This window comes from Rhodococcus sp. WS1 (assembly GCF_003797745.1).
GTDB lineage: Bacteria > Actinomycetota > Actinomycetes > Mycobacteriales > Mycobacteriaceae > Rhodococcus_F > Rhodococcus_F erythropolis.
In genome coordinates this window covers 1,804,532-1,821,800 of sequence record NZ_RKLZ01000002.1, presented here as the reverse complement: position 1 = coordinate 1,821,800, position 17,269 = coordinate 1,804,532, and the positions used below count along the sequence as shown (strand labels likewise).

General features: G+C 63.1%; 17 protein-coding genes. 5 read left to right on the top strand and 12 right to left on the bottom strand.

Going from position 1 to position 17,269, the window contains the following annotated elements; all coding sequences use genetic code 11:
* Nucleotides 1-34 precede the first annotated feature (34 nt).
* From EEB12_RS21230 to purL, 4 genes are read right to left on the bottom strand one after another with little or no spacing between them, the layout of a single operon-like run.
* On the bottom strand, nt 35-424 hold the full coding sequence (locus tag EEB12_RS21230) for a sterol carrier family protein (protein ID WP_141488459.1): 390 nt from the start codon (nt 422-424) through the stop codon (nt 35-37).
* The gene (locus tag EEB12_RS21225; RefSeq protein ID WP_019745102.1) at nt 424-1,080 is read right to left on the bottom strand and encodes a CPBP family intramembrane glutamic endopeptidase; all 657 of its coding nucleotides are present in this window, start codon (nt 1,078-1,080) and stop codon (nt 424-426) included. Before EEB12_RS21225 ends, EEB12_RS21230 begins: the two co-directional genes overlap by 1 nt.
* Nucleotides 1,077-2,861, bottom strand: a complete 1,785-nt coding sequence (locus EEB12_RS21220; RefSeq protein WP_092764268.1) for an alpha/beta hydrolase — start codon at nt 2,859-2,861, stop codon at nt 1,077-1,079. The genes EEB12_RS21225 and EEB12_RS21220 overlap by 4 nt, the downstream gene beginning before the upstream one ends.
* Before the next feature lie 3 nt (nt 2,862-2,864).
* Nucleotides 2,865-5,153, bottom strand: a complete 2,289-nt coding sequence (purL, locus tag EEB12_RS21215; RefSeq protein ID WP_141488458.1) for a phosphoribosylformylglycinamidine synthase subunit PurL — start codon at nt 5,151-5,153, stop codon at nt 2,865-2,867.
* 250 nt (nt 5,154-5,403) lie between these two features.
* Here purL and EEB12_RS21210 point away from each other — a divergent pair, with 250 nt between their 5' ends.
* The gene (locus EEB12_RS21210) at nt 5,404-6,381 is read left to right on the top strand and encodes a Dyp-type peroxidase (protein ID WP_021332102.1); all 978 of its coding nucleotides are present in this window, start codon (nt 5,404-5,406) and stop codon (nt 6,379-6,381) included.
* Nucleotides 6,382-6,392: 11 nt separating this feature from the next.
* Here EEB12_RS21210 and EEB12_RS21205 read toward each other — a convergent pair whose 3' ends face one another.
* Both EEB12_RS21205 and EEB12_RS21200 read right to left on the bottom strand, forming a co-directional pair.
* Complete coding sequence (locus EEB12_RS21205; protein ID WP_181447525.1) at nt 6,393-7,685, bottom strand: M18 family aminopeptidase; 1,293 nt, start codon at nt 7,683-7,685, stop codon at nt 6,393-6,395.
* Nucleotides 7,686-7,773: 88 nt separating this feature from the next.
* Nucleotides 7,774-8,127, bottom strand: a complete 354-nt coding sequence (locus EEB12_RS21200) for a VOC family protein (RefSeq protein ID WP_020970627.1) — start codon at nt 8,125-8,127, stop codon at nt 7,774-7,776.
* A 67-nt stretch (nt 8,128-8,194) separates the two neighbouring features.
* Between EEB12_RS21200 and EEB12_RS21195 the strand changes: the two genes are divergently transcribed.
* The gene (locus EEB12_RS21195; protein WP_141488457.1) at nt 8,195-8,800 is read left to right on the top strand and encodes a hypothetical protein; all 606 of its coding nucleotides are present in this window, start codon (nt 8,195-8,197) and stop codon (nt 8,798-8,800) included.
* A 12-nt stretch (nt 8,801-8,812) separates the two neighbouring features.
* On the opposite strand, the gene EEB12_RS21190 is transcribed toward EEB12_RS21195, so the two are convergent.
* The 3 genes from EEB12_RS21190 to EEB12_RS21180 form a co-directional block, all read right to left on the bottom strand.
* Nucleotides 8,813-9,409, bottom strand: coding sequence for a CatB-related O-acetyltransferase (locus EEB12_RS21190; protein ID WP_230544047.1), 597 nt, complete (start codon nt 9,407-9,409; stop codon nt 8,813-8,815).
* A gap of 126 nt (nt 9,410-9,535) precedes the next feature.
* Nucleotides 9,536-10,765 carry an acyl-CoA dehydrogenase family protein gene (locus EEB12_RS21185; protein WP_020908942.1) on the bottom strand — a complete coding sequence of 410 codons (1,230 nt, stop codon included), beginning with the start codon at nt 10,763-10,765 and terminating at the stop codon, nt 9,536-9,538.
* A gap of 91 nt (nt 10,766-10,856) precedes the next feature.
* A complete protein-coding gene (locus EEB12_RS21180; protein WP_019745110.1) occupies nt 10,857-12,158 on the bottom strand; it encodes an alpha/beta hydrolase in 1,302 nt (433 codons plus the stop codon).
* Nucleotides 12,159-12,244: 86 nt separating this feature from the next.
* Between EEB12_RS21180 and EEB12_RS21175 the strand changes: the two genes are divergently transcribed.
* Entirely contained in the window at nt 12,245-12,856 is a 612-nt protein-coding gene (locus tag EEB12_RS21175; RefSeq protein ID WP_029536967.1) for a phosphoribosylanthranilate isomerase, read from the top strand.
* Here EEB12_RS21175 and EEB12_RS21170 read toward each other — a convergent pair.
* Nucleotides 12,844-13,770, bottom strand: a complete 927-nt coding sequence (locus EEB12_RS21170; RefSeq protein WP_141488456.1) for a hypothetical protein — start codon at nt 13,768-13,770, stop codon at nt 12,844-12,846. The genes EEB12_RS21175 and EEB12_RS21170 overlap by 13 nt on opposite strands.
* A 213-nt stretch (nt 13,771-13,983) precedes the next feature.
* Here EEB12_RS21170 and EEB12_RS21165 point away from each other — a divergent pair, with 213 nt between their 5' ends.
* Nucleotides 13,984-14,757 carry an SDR family oxidoreductase gene (locus tag EEB12_RS21165; RefSeq protein WP_069145667.1) on the top strand — a complete coding sequence of 258 codons (774 nt, stop codon included), beginning with the start codon at nt 13,984-13,986 and terminating at the stop codon, nt 14,755-14,757.
* 32 nt (nt 14,758-14,789) lie between these two features.
* Here EEB12_RS21165 and EEB12_RS21160 read toward each other — a convergent pair whose 3' ends face one another.
* Together EEB12_RS21160 and EEB12_RS21155 are read right to left on the bottom strand one after the other, a co-directional pair.
* A complete protein-coding gene (locus EEB12_RS21160) occupies nt 14,790-15,221 on the bottom strand; it encodes a nuclear transport factor 2 family protein (RefSeq protein WP_046379194.1) in 432 nt (143 codons plus the stop codon).
* Nucleotides 15,218-16,141, bottom strand: a complete 924-nt coding sequence (locus EEB12_RS21155; RefSeq protein ID WP_113682484.1) for an alpha/beta fold hydrolase — start codon at nt 16,139-16,141, stop codon at nt 15,218-15,220. Before EEB12_RS21155 ends, EEB12_RS21160 begins: the two co-directional genes overlap by 4 nt.
* Before the next feature lie 111 nt (nt 16,142-16,252).
* Here EEB12_RS21155 and EEB12_RS21150 point away from each other — a divergent pair, with 111 nt between their 5' ends.
* Nucleotides 16,253-17,254 (top strand): NADP-dependent oxidoreductase, encoded by a 1,002-nt coding sequence (locus EEB12_RS21150; RefSeq protein ID WP_003939765.1) that lies wholly within the window; start codon nt 16,253-16,255, stop codon nt 17,252-17,254.
* Nucleotides 17,255-17,269: the final 15 nt, after the last annotated feature.

Here is a 17,269-nt window from a genome sequence, read left to right as displayed (position 1 = left end):
GATCACGCCGAAGCGAACCGGATGGTCTCTGTCACTACGCCAACCGGAGCAGTGGGAGCCAGTGCGCAACTTCGGGGGCGCGGCTACCTGAGGCGTCGACTCGCCCGTCACCTGCGGCCTCGGAAAACTCGAGCAGTCCGGTGACCATCTGCAACCACGTGCGAGCGTCCGTCTCGACGACGTTTGGCGGGGTTCCGCGCGTATGACGTGGACCTTCGATGCATTGCACGGCGACAAACGGCGGCACCCGCACCTCGACGCTCGATCCGGGGGCGATCTGTTCGAGAGTGCGCGCACTCATCTTCACTGCGGCGCCGAGTTCAGCGCGAGAAGGCTTCGGAAGTTCCGGATCGCGAAGCCACGGGCCGACAGCCAGGACTGCGGCACGGAATTCGGCGGGGTCGACGGCGCGGCGGGGCGGCATCAGTTCACTCCTTGTCTTCGAGTAGCGATACGAACGGCAAGTGCGCCACCGGCATTGGTCGCGAGGTGCAGCAATGCCGGTGCGAGGACGCTGCCACCCCTGCGATGCAGCCACTCGAACAGCAGTGCCGACGCGCCGGTGAATGCCACTGCAGCGGGAACGTTGTCGCCGGCACCGCGGGCGGGGGCGACGTGCCACAACCCGAAAGTCAGTGCATGAACAGCCTGCGCGGTGGGACGGTTCAGCTCACGATTCCAGACTGCGGACATCGCGCTACGGAACAACAGTTCCTCGGAAAGCACCGTGCCGAAGGGGATGTGCAAGATGATCCATTCGAGGAAGTCCTCACGGCCGTCTGCTCGCTCGTCGGCAGCGAGTGTCGCACGCAAGGACGGGACAACCAGAGCGGCGCTGTAGCCGGTGAGGACCGCCCCGGCCGCGGCTCCGCCGAACTGAGCACCACCACGAATTCCGGTGTGTGCCAATCCGAGTTCCTCGCGGGTGTAACCACGTGCGAGTAAGACTCCGATGGCCGACAGACCGGCCGCGGTGTTGACCACGGCGCGAGCGCGAGGCGAAAGACCGAATGCCGGAAGCACGACGTTGCTCCAGGTGATCGCGGCGGCGGAGAGCGCGATCGAGGCGACTCCCCTCACTTCTCGGGGCCCTCGGATTTCACGGCGACAACCAACGCCGACCGCACCCGCTCGGTTTCTGCGGCCGTCCATCCCTCGGGCTGGGCGACGCTGATCCAGGCGTCCAGAACGGAGGTTCCGTAATTGTGACCGTGACCGTCCGGAACTCCCGCGGCGTTACCGAGGTCTGCGGACACCTGCCAGAACGTCACGACCGGGAACCATTTCATCGACGGTGAGCGGTCGAATCCCGGTACTTCCTTGAGCCACTCGGGCCGGTTGAACATGAGGTCGGGTGACCACCACACCACCGGATCGGAAGGATGCTGGACAAACAGAACTCGCGGCTGCGGCCACGTCATACCGTCGGTCGGAATGTCTGCGGAGCGATCCGCGAACCGGACTCCGGCCAGACCGTCCGCGTACACGGGCGCCACTTCGGGAGTGCCGGGATCGCGCCTCTTCTCGATCGAACGCCACAACTGCGTCGCGTTCGGTGGACCTACCCACAGAATTCCGTCGGCGGTATCGCGCGCCGCTTGCAGTGTGTCGAATGCCCCCGCGCCGGCCATGACGCCGAGGCTCTCGCCGTAGACCATGAACTTCGGTCTGGTGGCTTCCGGTTCCTGAAGCCATCTTTCGTGTACCCGCTCGATCAACAGGCGACCGGCAGCTTGCGCCTTCTCCTGGTCTGCGAGGAACGAGATCCAACTCGGCAGGTACGAGTACTGGCTGGCGACAAGAGCAGTGTCGCCGCCGTGTACAAGCTCGATTGCCTGTGCCGCAGTGGGATTGACCCACCCCGTACCTGTCGTCGGAATGACCACAAGGACCTTGCGTTGGAAGGCGCCGGTTCGCTCCAGTTCCTTGATGACCAGATCCATGCGCTCTTCGGGATCTTCGGCGCTTTCGAGTCCGGCATACACGCGAATCGGATCCATCGCAGGGTTACCGGTTGCCGCTTCGAGTTCCTGGGCGTCCAGTCCACGCGAGACGAAGTTGCGCCCCTCGAACCCCAATGTGTCCCAGGGAGCAGCAGATTCGGGGCTACCCGATTTCATCGGATCCTGCGGTTCGACGACGCCGTCGCGAGTGGTCGAGTTCTGCAGACTGAAGATCGAGTTGGTCGCGGCATAGATTCCGCGGACGAGGACGCCGTCGACCAACATGAAGAACAGGACGGTGACAACCAGGACGCCGACACCATTGGCCACAGACCGCGACCAGTGGAACCGCCGCATCAGCTGTCGGGCAATCAGTTTCACCAGATCGTGGAGGACCCGCCAGATCGAGATGAGCAGGCCGCCGATGAAGAGGCTCAATCCGAGGGTTCGGATGTAGCCGGAGGTGGTCGTGCCTTCGGCGTCGGTCAGCGCCGCAATTTCGCGTTGCCATCCGGCGGCGTAGACCAACATGATGATCGCCGCGACGATGGATGCGACCGGTACGAAGACCTTGATCGCGGAAGGCACCGGCTCGGGCAGGGGCCACCACCGTCGACCGCTGAGGAGGTATCGCTCCACAGCCCAACCGATCGCGGTGCCGACGCCGTAGCCGATGGCCGAGTTGATGCCGCCGATCAGACCTTGGAAGAGCCAATCGCGCGGCAGCAACGACGGCGTCAGAGACCAGCAGAAGAAGAACGCGGCAAACGCAATGCCGGTGAAGTCGAGTTTGAGGAGCCCCCACGCCCACTCGGTGAAGCGGTTGTCGAACTTCTCGAGAGATGCGGGAACAGCCAGCCGCAGGTGGTGTTCCTGCGGCTGGCTGTCAGAAGAAGTCAGTTCTCCGGAATCGACCATCTATCACCCGAACAGTGCGGGCAGCGTTCCCTCGAAGGCCTCACGGAGCTTGGCCATCGTGACGGAGAAGTGTCCCTGGACCTCGACGGAGTCGCTGCCCTCGTCGACGACCCCGATACGCGTCCACGGCAAGCCGCGAGCGGTGCACATACCGGTGAAGCGGGTCTCCTCGGTGCGAGGAACCGCAACCAGGACGCGTCCGGACGATTCCGAGAACAGGGTCACGAACGGATCTGCGCCCTCGGGAATCAGGATGCGGCAACCGGTTTCGCCGGCCAGCGCGGCTTCGACGACAGCCTGGGCCAGTCCACCCTCGGAGAGGTCGTGAGCTGCGGTGACCAGTCCGTCACGCGAGGAGGCGAGCAGGATGTCCGCAAGCAGCTGCTCACGGGCGAGGTCGACCTGCGGCGGCACGCCACCGAGGTGACCGTGCTCGACCTGCGACCAGATGGAGCCGTCGAACTCGTCGTGGGTGTCGCCGAGCAGGATCAGCGTCTCGCCAGGCTCGAGTCCGAGGCCCGTCGGGATACGGCGGTGAACGTCGTCGATCACACCGAGGACGGCAACCACCGGCGTCGGCAGGATGGCCGTGGATCCGGTCTGGTTGTAGAAGCTGACGTTGCCGCCGGTGACGGGGATGCCGAGGGTGGCGCAGCCGTCGGCGAGGCCGCGAACAGCCTGCTGGAACTGCCACATGACCCCCGGGTCCTCGGGAGAACCGAAGTTCAGGCAGTTGGAGACGGCCTTGGGCGTTGCGCCCGTGACTGCCACGTTGCGGAAAGCCTCGGCCAATGCGAGCTGCGCGCCGGTGTACGGATCGAGCGCGGTGTAGCGGCCCGAAGCGTCGGTGGACAGAGCGATTCCGCGTCCGGTCTTCTCGTCGATGCGGATGACACCGCCGTCGGCGTTCTCGGCCAGGACGGTGTTACCGCGGACGTAGCGGTCGTACTGCTCGGTGATCCACTTGCGGCTGCACAGGGCAGGCGAGGCGATCATCTTCAGCAGGGTCGCTTCGAGCTCGGCGTCGGTTTCGGGACGCTTCAGTCCGGCGGTCGTGTTCGCGATCAACGCGTCCTGGCTTGCCGGGCGCTCGACGGGACGGTTGTAGACCGGGCCTTCGTGAGCGACGGTGCGCGGGGGAACATCGACGACGGTCTCGCCGTGCCAGGAGATGGTGAGGTGCTCACCGTCGGTGACCTCGCCGATGTCGGTGGCCAGGACGTCCCACTTCTTGCAGACCTCCATGAACGCATCGACGTTCTCGGGCGTGACCACGGCGCACATGCGCTCCTGCGATTCGCTGGAGAGCACCTCGGCGGGGGTCATGCCGGTGGCGCGCATCGGAACCTTCTCGAGGTTGATGTGCATGCCGCCGTCACCGGCTGCAGCCAGCTCGGAGGTGGCGCAGGACAGCCCGGCGCCGCCGAGGTCCTGGATGCCGACAACGAGGCCGGCCTTGTAGAGGTCGAGACAGCACTCGATGAGCACCTTCTCGGTGAAGGGGTCGCCAACCTGAACCGCAGGGAGCTTCTTACGTCCGCCGGTGTCTCCACCCTCGTCGTCGAACGTCGCCGACGCGAGAACCGAGACGCCGCCGATGCCGTCGAGACCGGTGCGTGCGCCGAACAGGATGATCTTGTTGCCTGCACCCGAAGCGAAGGCCAGATGCAGATCCTCGACGCGCATGACGCCGGCTGCCAGTGCGTTGACCAGCGGGTTGCCTGCGTAGGACTCGTCGAAGACCGTCTCGCCGCCGATGTTGGGGAGGCCGAGGGAGTTTCCGTATCCACCGACACCACGCACGACACCGTCGACGACGCGACGGGTATCGGGGGCGTCAGCAGCACCGAACCGAAGCTGATCCATGACGGCGATCGGACGAGCACCCATGGCCATGATGTCGCGGACGATGCCGCCGACACCGGTTGCCGCACCCTGGTAGGGCTCGACGTACGACGGGTGGTTGTGGCTCTCGACCTTGAACGTGACTGCCCAGCCGTCACCGATGTCGACGACGCCGGCGTTCTCGCCGATACCGGCCAGCATGTTGGCGCGCATCTCGTCGGTGGTGGTCTTGCCGAAGTATCCGAGGTGGACCTTCGAGGACTTGTACGAGCAGTGCTCGCTCCACATCACCGAGTACATCGCCAGTTCGGCGTCCGTGGGACGGCGGCCCAGGATCTCCTTGATGCGTGCGTATTCGTCGTCCTTGAGACCGAGCTCCTTGAACGGCTGAGCGGCATCGGGATCAGCCGATGCGTGCGTGACGGTATCGACCTGGTGAGCAGACACTGGAGAGTGGTCCCTTCCCTACGGGAGTCAAGAGGCAAGCCGGCGCGGAGCGGGACACCACGAATGTGCCCAACGAAAGAACGTGCCGGGGGACAGTCTATCGGTGTGGGCCGACGACTTCCGCAGACGGCAGCACCCGCAACACCTCCGGGCCTGCGAAGTATCGCCCGTCACACCCGCCCCGGTTTGGGTAATCCGGTCGGTTTTCTTAAGGTCAGGCCGGTTCATTCTTTCCCTCGAAAGGTCTCGCATGCCCCAGGATGTTCGTCAAGCCGACCTCACGGCACAGTCCCAGTCGGTGACCACTCCCCTCACTCCGGCTGCAATTTTCCTGGTCGCGACCGTGAATCCGGGTGGCGAGAACACCACACGAGAACTGCTCGCCGATGTCGCCGGTCTGCAGCGGGCTGTGGGGCTGCGTGTCCCTGGATCGGGTTTGGACGTCGTGACGAGCATCGGTTCGCTGGCCTGGGATCGACTGTTCGCCGGTCAGCGCCCTGCGCTGCTGCACCCGTTCACCGCTTTGCAGGGTGACGTTCACTCGGCGCCGTCGACTCCCGGTGATCTGCTCTTCCACATCCGCGCGATGAGCATGGACGCGTGTTTCGAGGTGGCTCGGCAGATCACGAAGCGACTGCACGGCGCGGCCACGGTGGTCGACGAGGTTCACGGCTTCCAGTACTTCGAGAACCGCGACCTCATCGGCTTCGTCGACGGCACCGAGAATCCGGTCGGCCGCGACGCCGTCGCCGCAGTGACGGTCGGCGACGAGGATCCTGCGTTCACCGGCGGCAGCTACGTCCATATCCAGCGCTACATCCACAAGATGCGCGATTGGGAAGCAATCACCGTCGACGAGCAGGAGCGTGTGATCGGGCGCAGCAAGCTCGAGGACATCGAGATGACGTCCGACGTGAAGCCGGCCAACTCGCACGTCGCGCTCAACGCGATCAAGGACGAGAACGGCAAGGCTCTCGAGATCCTGCGTGCCAACATGCCGTACGGGCGCCTCGGTGACGACGAGATCGGCACCTTTTTCATCGGCTACTGCCGCACGCCTGCGATCACCGAACGGATGCTGGAGAACATGTTTCTCGGCGACCCCCGCGGCAACTACGACCGACTACTCGACTTCTCGACGGCTGTGACGGGCTCGATGTTCTTCACACCGAGCGCCGACTTCTTCGAGGGTCTCCCGGCCGCACCCGCCGGGCTCTCAGCACTTTGACTACGCGACCTCTAACTTCGAGGCGTGAGGAAGGCACCGAGCGCGTCGGCATACATGCGGACGTCTGACGCGCCCATCAACTCGCGGGCAGAGTGCATCGCGAGCTGGGGTGCGCCGACGTCGACGGTGGACAGTCCGGTCCGTGATGCCGTGATGGGTCCGATGGTGGAGCCGCACGGCAGATCGGCGCGGTGGACGTAGCGCTGCATCGGCACTCCCGCCTGATCACACGCGAGCGCGAATTCGCCTGCACCGGCCGCATCGGTGGCGTATCGCAGGTTCTGGTTCACCTTGAGTACAGGCCCACCGTTGATCTCGATCCGATGAGCGGGCTCATGGCGGTCCGGGTAGTTGGGGTGCGTCGCGTGAGCCATGTCGCCCGACGCGCACACCGAGCCCGCCATCGCCTGCAGGAATTCTTCGCGGCCACCACCGCGCCCCAACACGATCCGTTCGAGCACGGTGTTCAGCAGATCTGAGAAAGCTCCACGGTCGGACATGCTGCCGACCTCTTCATGATCGAAGAGTGCGAGCACCGGGACCTGCTGACCGGGTGACTCGACTGCGGCCAGAAGTGCTTGTGTCCCTGCATAACACGTGCCCTGATTGTCCAGCCGAGGGGCGCTGACCAATTCCTTGTCCACCCCCACGACTGCGCTGGGCGCAAGGTCGTGTGTCATCAATTCCCAGCCGAGAACCGACGACGCGGCTACACCCGCACGCTCGGCGACAAATCCGATGAACGACTTGGGTTTCGAACCCACGCCCCAGATTCCGTTGACGTGCCGCTGCGGATCCAGCGTCACGCCCTTGCGATCTTCGGACAGGTGGATAGCCAGCTGCGGAACACGCAGAATCGGGTCGTCGATGCGAACCAGCTTCTGCTCCACCGTGTTTCCCACCCGGACACTCAATCGTCCGGAGATACCGAGATCGCGGTCGAGCCAGGAGTTCAGCCACGCACCGCCATACGGTTCGAGGCCCACCATCTGCCACCCGGCCGAAGTGAGGTCGGGATGCTGTTTGACCCGCAGATTCGGGCTGTCGGTGTGACCTCCGACGATCCGGAACGGAGCGGCGTTTTCCACGCCCTCGGTGCTCCAGGCAATCAGCGAACCACCGCGCACGAGGAAGTACCGTCCGGGCTCGGCTGGCCACGACTGCGTTTCGTGGACTTCGACGAACCCACCGGCCGTCAGCTCGGTCGCCACCGTCGCGCACACATGGAACGGCGACGGTGACGAATCGACGAAGCTGCACAGGCCGACTGCGTCGGCCCCGGTCCGAGAAGTCTGAGAAGTCATGCCCCTCATCATGCCCGAATCGGTGCCCGCGAAATCAGTGGGCACGAAATCAGTGGGTGAGAATCGGGCGAGCTCAGGACCTGTCAGCTCAGGCGTGAGGACCCGACACGCAGAACTGGTTCCCATCAGGATCGAGGAGCGTCACCCAACGGAAACCGTCCATGTTCTCGCGGTGGTGCTCGGTTGCTCCGGCCTCGACGAGCCGCGCCACCTCGGCGTCGAGATCCGGACTCCCCAAATCGAGATGGATGCGATTCTTGCCGGCGGTGGGGTCCGGGACCTTCTGGAATGCGAAGTTGGTGGCGCTGTCAGGGACCGCGACGATGTAGAACCAACCGTCGTTCTCCTCGACGATGTTTCCGCCCAACTGCGCCGCCCACCACGTTGCGAGCGGACCGGGATCGAGACTGTCGAAAGTGATCATGCCGAGTGTGAGAGTCATGCGCACAAGCTAATGCAAGCCACCGACAAAAAGTCTCGATCTCGGGCTGAGATGAGACGATCCTCGAATGCGATTCACAACGCTGCGCGACCGTGTTGCAGAACCACTCTTCGCAGTTTTCATCGCGACCGGATTACTCCTGAGCGTCCTCGGAGTGCTCGCCTGGCGATTTGCCACGCCATCCACGCGGACAGAACATATCGGCATCCAACCTCCACCACCGCCGCCGATGGAGGACGGCAAGACGGGGTACATGTGGGTGATCGACGGCTACAGCTACTCCGACGCACCACATTGGTTCCCCGCGGCCGCTTGGTTCCTGATGGTCGGAACGGCTGTCGCCGTTGTCGTCTCGGCGATCCTGAACGCGACGGGATGGCGACTGGCCCGCGACGCGCACGGTAGAAAATTTGCTCTTCCGCTTGCACTTTCAGCTTTCGGCGCAGCCTACGGACTCGCGGTTGCCGTTGTCGGACGAATCTGGCCGCCCACCTTCTATTCGGTGGTCCTCCCCGAACCGCGCGACCAGCAGAACCCCTACCCGCCATCGGCCGTTATCCACTTCGACCTCGAGCCGAACCTGATCACGTTCACCGCAACAGGTCTTGCCGTCGGCCTTCTCGCGGCCGCCCTGCTTTATGTCCGGAACTACTCGCTCACTCGATCGAACTAGCAGATCGGTAGATCACTCAACCGCTTCGAGTTCCGAGACACTTCCGTCCGAGATCACTCGGACGTGGCGGGTGATCTTCTCGATCGGCCAGTCCCACCACGCAATTCGCACCAACTTCTCGATGTCTTCAGCGCTGAAGCGGCGCTTGATCTCCATTGCCGGGTTGCCACCGACAATTGCGTAGTCCGGGACGTCGCGCGTTACGACGGCGCCGGTGGACACGATCGACCCGTGGCCGATCCGGACACCGGGCATGACTGTCACGTTCCCGCCGAACCACACGTCGTTCCCCACGACGGTGTCACCGCGCGACGGCAAATCCTGCACCAAATCCATGTGCCTGGCCCAATCGCCGCCCATGATCGGGAACGGGTAGGTGGAGACACCGTTCATACGATGGTTCGCGCCGTTCATGATGAAGGTGACACCGGTGGCCAGGGCGCAGAACTTTCCGATCACCAGTTTGTCGGGACCGTAGTGATGCAACACGTTTCGAGTCTCGAACTCTTCGGCGAACTCCGGATCGTCGTAGTAGGTGTACTCCCCTACCTCGATCAACGGGTTGTCGATCAACGGCTTCAGCAACACCACTCGTGGTTGCCCGGCCATCGGATGAACATTTGTGGGATCTGGCGCGTTCACTGCTTACTCCGATCCGTCGGCGCGGTGTCGCCGACCGCAGCAAGACTATCCGGTTCCTGCTGCGGTCGACCGACCAGCGAAAACGTTCCGGTGTCAGCCCAGGAGGCCCTTGGCGATATGGGTGACCTGAATTTCGTTGCTGCCCGCATAGATCATGAGCGACTTGGCATCACGCGCCAACTGCTCGACTCGGTACTCGGCCATGTAGCCGTTTCCACCGAACAGCTGCACGGCTTCCATCGCGACCTCGGTCGCTGCGCGCGACGAGTACAGCTTCATCGCCGACGCCTCCGCCAGGCTCACTTTGTCTCCGGCCGCGGTGCGTTCGATCGCGTTGAAGACCATGTTCTGCACGTTGATTCGAGCGACCTCCATCTCGGCGAGCTTGAGCTGGATGAGCTGGAACTGCCCGATCTCACGTCCCCACAGTTTGCGGGACTTCGCGTATTCGATGCTCAGACGGTGGCATTCGTTGATGATGCCGAGCGAGAGCGATGCGATGCCGATGCGTTCGGCGGCAAAGCTCTCCTTGGCGCTGGACTTTCCGTCGGACTTTCCGCTGTCCTCGGTTTCGCCGAGCAGACGATCCTTGGTGATGCGGACGTTGTCGAAGAACAGCTCACCGGTGGGCGAGGAGTTCATTCCCATCTTCTTGAACGGCGGGCTCTGCGTGAGCCCCTCCATGCCCTTGTCGAGGATGAAGGCGAGCACCTTGCGGTCACGACGATCAACCGACGCGTCCCCCTCGTCGAGCTTTGCGTAGACGATCATCACGTCGGCGTACGGACCGTTGGTGATGAAGGTCTTGTTGCCGTTGAGGATGTAGTCGTCACCGTCGCGGCGTACGTAGGACTTCATACCGCCGAAAGCATCCGAGCCGGAGTCCGGTTCGGTGATCGCCCATGCACCGACGGTTTCGAAAGTCACCAAGCCGGGGAGCCAGCGTTCCTTCTGCGCGAGTGTGCCGCGGCTGCGGATAGTTCCGGCGGCCAATCCGAGGCTGACGCCCAACGACGCGACAAGGCCGAGGCTGACGCCGGCCAATTCGCTGTTGAGCACAACGCCCATGCTGCCGGCGCCGCTGAAGGCGCTCGACTTCTCACCGTCACCGGACGGAGTATCGCCGCGCTCGCGTGCGAGCGACTTCTCGAGGCCCTCGCGTGCCATGTCGGCCAGACCGAAGGTCGAGTACAGCTTGCGAATGATGTCGAACGGCGGCAGCGCACCACTTTCGAGCTCGTCGACATGAGGCCGCACCTCTTTGTCGATAAAGCCCCGCAAGGCGTCGCGGAACATCAGGTCGGTGTCGGACCACTCGTACATGTGCCTGAACTCCAGTCGGTGAACGATCGAGAGACTGCCGAACGGCAGCCACACACCGAATATAGAACACGTTCCAAAACCGGAACAGGATTCAGCTGATCAGTCCCATTCGCTGCGAGATCCACGTCAGCTCCTGCTCGACGCCGGCCGACCACACCGAAAAGCTGTGACCACCGGGAAGCTCGAGATACCTGGCGTCCATTCCGGCCGCTTTGGCCGCTTCGTACACCTTTTGCTGGCCGGGCTTGAACTCGTTGTCATCTGTTCCGACCACAAACACTCCGCCCGAGTTCGGGAACTTCCGGGTCGCCAGCAGGTCCATCGGATTCACCTTCACGAATGCCGCCTCGTCGCCGCCGAATATCTCGTCGACGGTTCGCTGTCGGTCACCGAGCGAGGGCTCCAACTGACCGGAGAGATCGAGGAACGTCGGATACACGTCGGGGTAGTTGGTAGCCATCTGCAGTGAGCAAGTACCACCGTAAGAGAGGCCACCGATGGCCCACGCCCTCGGGTTCGTGTCGATCTGGAACGCATTCGCCACCGCAGCGGGCAAGTCCTTTGCCAGATACGTGCCGACCTTGCCCTGCGACGAGTCGGTGCACAGCGGATTGGCCATCTGCGAACCTGTTCCATCGGCTATCACTACGACCGGAGCCAACCCCTCGTGATCCCGGGCAAAAGCATCCATTGTCGCGGTCAGCTTTCCGCCCTGAAGCCAGTCCTCCGGCTTGCCAGGCTGACCGGCCATGAGCACGAGCACGGGAAGAAGCGGACGCGGATTGGTGAAGTACGACGGCGGCAGATACACCTGGGCATCGCGCGCGGAGAATCCCGAAATCGTTCCGGGAACAGGCAAAGTCGTGACTCGTCCGCGAATCGGCATGCCTTCCGGCGCTTTCCACACCGTGTCGGTGGGATCGCCGGTGACAACAGGATCCGTCGGACCGGGAACTTCGCTGAGTGATATGCGGTCGAAATCGTCGTGTCCGAAGGCAATTCCCACTGTCGGGTAGGCAGCAAAGACCAGATTGATCTGCGTCGCGGCGGTGACGATGACCAGCAAAGTCGCAACCACAGACAGCGCCGCCTTGGCTACGGTTCCGCCCGCTTTGATTCGCGGCCCGAGAAGTAGCAGCGCGTAGATACCGATTCCGATCCACACGTAGATCGACATCTCGATGGGATCCGGGAACGGCACGATCACCTTTTCGACGGTGATCCAGACGGCGATCATGATCACCAGCGCGATCAGCCCCGCGATCGGTACCGCTCTGCGGTAGTACCAGCGGACGTTCGAACCGAGCAGCCACACACCACCCAGGACCCCGAGCACAGTCAGGATCACCGGCAGTGGTCCCGAGATCAAACTGATTCGGTAGAGCCAGTCCACGTCAAGCCTCTCGCACGTAGAAATGTCGCACGCACGAGGCTAGACGACGACGCTGGTACGGCGACGGCGCTAGTACTGTGTATCAGGTGACATTCATCAAGGTCTGTGGGCTGCGGGACGCTGACACGGTCGACCTCGCGGTGGGCCTGGGCGTCGACGCCATCGGTTTCGTCTTCGCCGAGAGCGTCCGCAAAGTCGACCCCGCACTCGCAGTCGATCTTCTTGCACGAATCCCCGAACACATCCGGGCAATCGGAGTTTTTCTCGGCAACCCGATCGATCAGGTCCTCGAGATCGCCGCGATCACCGGTCTTCGTACCGTGCAGATTCACGATCTGGTCGACGCCGAGCAAGTGCAGCGCTTGCACGACGCCGGCCTCACTGTCATCCGCGCTGTTGTCTCCAGCAACGTCCGCGACGGTTACAACCTCGACCTCGGTGAGGACGAGCTCCTGATCGACGGCGCCGACGCCGGATCCGGGGTGCCGTGGAACTGGGCACAACAGCAATCACGCCCGCACGGCCAGTGGATCCTGGCGGGCGGACTGTCCCCGGAGAACGTGCGCGACGCGCTGGATGCCACCGGTGCCTGGGGCGTCGATGTCTCCAGCGGCGTCGAATCGTCGAGGGGCGTCAAGGACCACGCTTTGATCGAGAAGTTCGTCAGCGCTGTCCGGCAGACCGATCACTCGAAATAGGACGCGTAGTCACTGAAGGCGACTTGACCGGTGGGACTCGCCTTCACGGCGTCGGCAACGGCAGGCGGAATGGGAGCCCAGTGCGCAGGCATGGCCGCCGCCAGTGACGGCTTCAAGATGTAGAGCAGTGCGAAGTTCACTATCCAGAGCGGCGGCGCCATCGACATGCCGACTTCCGAACTCACATCGCCTTTGGTGTTGGTCACCAGCTGCGCTGCTCCCGAAATCTGTTGCGCTGCAAATCCGTAGACTGCCTGCACCGTGTATGCCGACTGATAGAGAGCAATCAGAGTGTGCGTCGCACCGTTGTTGCGCAACCAGGTGCCCACGAAACCGCCAGGGGCGATCAGCGTATTCACCTGTCGCGTCGGCGCATCCGCGTTGGCCGGACTCTCCAGCAATCCGTCGGGATTCACGTACAACCCGTAACTGGCCAGAACCGACGGCGTAGTGCCGGAATAGAGGGGCCGCCCGTTCGTATTGGTGAGAATCCGGGCGCATTCGTCGATCACCTCGGCATCCTCGAGATTGCCACCGACCCCACCGCCGGCCATGAGGTCGCGATACTGCTCCTCGGTCAAAGCGTCAGCGGGCTCGAGTCCGATCTGCGCGGCAATCTCTTCCGCAGTCTGCTGACCGAGCGACTGGTTGAGTTGATCCGGAGTAGTCATCTGCGCGGGCGCGACGCTCTCGTAGACCGGTGCCCCGGCAAAAGGGATCACGAACCCGGTATCGACATTCTCTGCAACCGGTTGCGCGCCGGCCATCTGAGTGGTGACAAACGAAAGTACGCACACCCCAACCAAAGCCAGAACCGAGACGGTCCCGCGATGAGACCTTGCTCGGTGAGATTCTTGTCCACGCCTACAGCCCTCGCCTGAGAAAGCCTTGCCTGCAATTCCATTGCCGCGCATAGGTCAACCTCCCGGGACACAGTCCGGCGAATCAACTCGAGCTTGCATCTCAGTCAAACGCTGTGACCAGCGCCGTGTCAAGACACTGGTCAGGTCGAGGCACCTACGGCGACAGCTCGCTCGATACAGTCGACAGCTCGCCCGCTACAGTGATGCTTCCAACTGAAGTGACCTCACCCCATTTGAATTGCAGGACATCTCTGGAGGCGAGCAGTGTCTGACAGGCGCGGGACCGTGTTGATCACCGGCGTCGGCCGGAGCAAGTCGATCGGAGCAAGCCTCGCATTGGGTCTCGCCGAGGATGGTTGGGATCTGACGATCGGCTACTGGGCGCCTTATGACGAACGCGTCGGGTTCGTCCGCGGAGCGCACGATCCGCAGGACGTTGCCGAGAAGTGTCGCGCACTCGGGAGCCGTGTCGACCTGGTTCCCGGAGATCTGGCCTCGCCGGATGCGGCCGCACAGCTCGTTGACGCTGCCGCATCGCGGAATGACCTTCGTGGGCTGGTTCTCTCGCATTGCGAAAGCGTCGACAGCTCGATCCTCGATACCACCGTCGAGAGCTGGGAACGACATTTCGCCGTCAACGCCCGCGCCTCTTGGCTGCTGATCAAAGCGTTCGCTGAACGCCTTCCGGAGCAACGCGAAATCAGTCAGGTGACCGGGCGGATCATCGCACTCACCAGCGACCATGCGGCCCATAATCTTCCGTACGGGGCCAGCAAGGGCGCTCTCGACCGCATCGTCATCGCCGCCGCAGTCGAACTGGGATCACGCGGCGTAAGGGCAAACGTCATCAACCCAGGACCGATCGACACAGGATGGATGACACCGGAGATCAGACAGGCCGCAACCCTCCAGACCCCTGCCGGCCGGCTGGGTACTCCCGGCGACACTGCAGACCTCGTTCGATTTCTGATGTCCGACGCCGGAGGCTGGATAACAGGGCAACTCCTTCACTCCAACGGTGGATTCCGCACCAGCTGAGCAGGCAGACTGGGCCCGCGCCCGGACTCAGGTCAGGCCTTGTAGGTCGGTAGCGTCTGCCCGAGCCTGCGGCCCATCTCGGCAGCCAATGCGGCGAGCCCGCTGGCCGGACGCACCATGACCTCGAAATCGACGATCTTGCCGTCCTCGTCGAATTCGACCATGTCGATTCCCTTGAGGCTCTTGTCTCCGATGTTCGCACTGAATTCGAGAACGACCTGCCGACCGTTGGCTCCGGCGAACTGACGGTGGTACTCGAAATTCTCGAACACCTGGATCACCGTATTGAGAATGAGCACAACGGCATCCGCGGACTGGTACGGCTTGAATCCGGTGGGCGATCGGAACTGCGCGTCGGGCGCGACAATGGTCGGTAGTGCCGACAGGTCACCGGTTTCGATCATGGTGTGCCACAACTGCAGTGCAGCTTCAACTTTCGGTTCGAGCGTCAATTCCGTGCTCATGCTTCTACCCTTTCCTCGATGTTACCTGCCGCTTGATTTACCGGCACTTGACTTGCGACGGCCCACGCACTCAACACAGTTCGCACCCCGGTCACGAGTTGCAACGGCTGATCGATCATGACGTGATGGCCGGCTTCGGGAATCTCCGCCACGATGGCCTCCGGTCCGAACAGTCCGCGCATGTGCTCCATGAGTCGATCGGACACGATACCGTTCTCAGATCGGAAATAGGCTACGCGGCAACGCGGTTCACTGTCGAGAACATCTTCGGCGCCAACTCGGAGAAAGAAGTTCGGATCGAATTTCCATGACCAACCGCCATCGACTTCCTCCATGGACGTGGCTGCCACATGGTCACGCACCGCAGGCAGTCCCGAATCCTGGGGCGGAACGAAGCGGAATCGACCCATCGCGTCTTCCCTGGTGGGATAAACTTTCTTGGGGCCGAACGCATTCTGGCGTCGAGCTGCCTCCTCTTCGGGCGTCCGCGCCTTGAGTGGCGAATCGATGATGACAACGCCGTCCAACAGTTCGCCGTGCAGATGCGAGGCCACGAAGGAAACAATCCCACCCATACTGTGCCCCACCAGAATCGGCTTGCCGTCGATTCCCCCGGCCTCGGCCGCCGCCAGCACCTCGCGAGCCCACTGGGATATCGCGTAGGCATCGCGAGTGTCACTGTCTCCGTGGCCCGTCAAGTCGAGAGCGACGACGCGCCGCCCCTCGGCGAACTGCGGCGCGATGTGATCCCACCAGCGACTGTGGGCTGCGCCGCCGTGGATCAGCACAATTCCCGGCCCTGCCGACCCCCAAGCCCGAAAATGCACCGAAGCGCCCTCGACCTCCACCGACCCCGTCTCGACCGGCGCTTCCAGCGCCCGAGTGAACCAACCAGGCGCGTCTTCGACGACATTGCTCATCGATCGAACATACATAGTCGTCAATCGGTTCATCCAACTCTTCCCAGTTCGTGATCCATCACCTATATTGAATCCGGCCTCAAGTTCAATTCGTTTCGCCGAAGGGGAGAGATGACCAACCGCCAAGTACGCCTCGCCGCCCGCCCGACAGGACTTCCCGACGCTTCCACCTGGGAATATGTCGACGCCGAGATCCCGTCCGCCGGGCCGGGTGAGTTTGTCGTCAAGGTCGAATACCTCTCCCTCGACCCCGCGATGCGCGGTTGGCTCAACGACGTCAAGTCGTACGTTCCGCCGGTCAAGCTCGGTTCCGTCATGCGCGCCCACGGCGTCGGACGCATCACCGAATCCCAACACCCCGATTACCAGGTCGGGGACATCGTGGCGGGATCGTTCGGCGCTTCCGAGTACGGAGTGTCCGACGGAACAGACGTGACCCGGGTCGACGAATCGATCGCTCCCCTACCGACCTGGCTCGGAGCTCTCGGATTCCCCGGCGTCACCGCATATTTCGGACTGCTCGACGTCGGAAAGCTGAAAGACGGTGACACCGTCGTCGTATCCGGTGCTGCGGGCGCGGTCGGCAGCCTGGTCGGTCAGATCGCAAAGCTCCACGGATGCAAGGTCATCGGCATCGCCGGCGGTCCGGAGAAGTGCGCGTGGCTCACCGAGGACCTCGGCTTCGATGTCGCCATCGACTACAAGAACGAATCCGTCTACAAGGCGCTCAAGTCCAACGCTCCCGACGGTATCGACGTGTACTTCGACAACGTCGGCGGAGAAATTCTCGACGCTGCTCTCTCCCGTTTGCGCCTGGGCGCTCGGGTGGTCATCTGCGGCGCCATCGCGGGTTACAACGCCACCGAGCCTCAGCCAGGCCCCGCGCACTACCTGTCACTTCTCGTCAATCGGGCCACGATGGCCGGCTTCGTGGTCTTCGACTACCTCGATCGCTACGCAGAAGCGCAGGAGCAGATCGGAAAGTGGATCAAGAGTGGCGAATTGACTGCCCGCGAGCACGTCGTCGACGGGGGTATCGACGCGTTCGGCGACAGCCTCAACCTTCTCTTCGCCGGTGCGAACACCGGAAAGCTGGTCCTGAAGGTCAGCTGAGTCACCCACACACGC

Excerpts from the sequence above, each read along its gene's own strand:
- EEB12_RS21230 (WP_141488459.1), bottom strand. The coding sequence starts at position 424 with ATGCCGCCCCGCCGCGCCGTCGACCCCGCCGAATTCCGTGCCGCAGTC.
- EEB12_RS21220 (WP_092764268.1), bottom strand. The coding sequence starts at position 2,861 with ATGGTCGATTCCGGAGAACTGACTTCTTCTGACAGCCAGCCGCAGGAA.
- EEB12_RS21210 (WP_021332102.1), top strand. The coding sequence starts at position 5,404 with ATGCCCCAGGATGTTCGTCAAGCCGACCTCACGGCACAGTCCCAGTCG.
- EEB12_RS21205 (WP_181447525.1), bottom strand. The coding sequence starts at position 7,685 with ATGACTTCTCAGACTTCTCGGACCGGGGCCGACGCAGTCGGCCTGTGC.
- EEB12_RS21200 (WP_020970627.1), bottom strand. The coding sequence starts at position 8,127 with ATGACTCTCACACTCGGCATGATCACTTTCGACAGTCTCGATCCCGGT.
- EEB12_RS21195 (WP_141488457.1), top strand. The coding sequence starts at position 8,195 with ATGCGATTCACAACGCTGCGCGACCGTGTTGCAGAACCACTCTTCGCA.
- EEB12_RS21190 (WP_230544047.1), bottom strand. The coding sequence starts at position 9,409 with ATGGCCGGGCAACCACGAGTGGTGTTGCTGAAGCCGTTGATCGACAAC.
- EEB12_RS21185 (WP_020908942.1), bottom strand. The coding sequence starts at position 10,765 with ATGTACGAGTGGTCCGACACCGACCTGATGTTCCGCGACGCCTTGCGG.
- EEB12_RS21170 (WP_141488456.1), bottom strand. The coding sequence starts at position 13,770 with ATGCGCGGCAATGGAATTGCAGGCAAGGCTTTCTCAGGCGAGGGCTGT.
- EEB12_RS21160 (WP_046379194.1), bottom strand. The coding sequence starts at position 15,221 with ATGAGCACGGAATTGACGCTCGAACCGAAAGTTGAAGCTGCACTGCAG.
- EEB12_RS21155 (WP_113682484.1), bottom strand. The coding sequence starts at position 16,141 with ATGAGCAATGTCGTCGAAGACGCGCCTGGTTGGTTCACTCGGGCGCTG.
- EEB12_RS21150 (WP_003939765.1), top strand. The coding sequence starts at position 16,253 with ATGACCAACCGCCAAGTACGCCTCGCCGCCCGCCCGACAGGACTTCCC.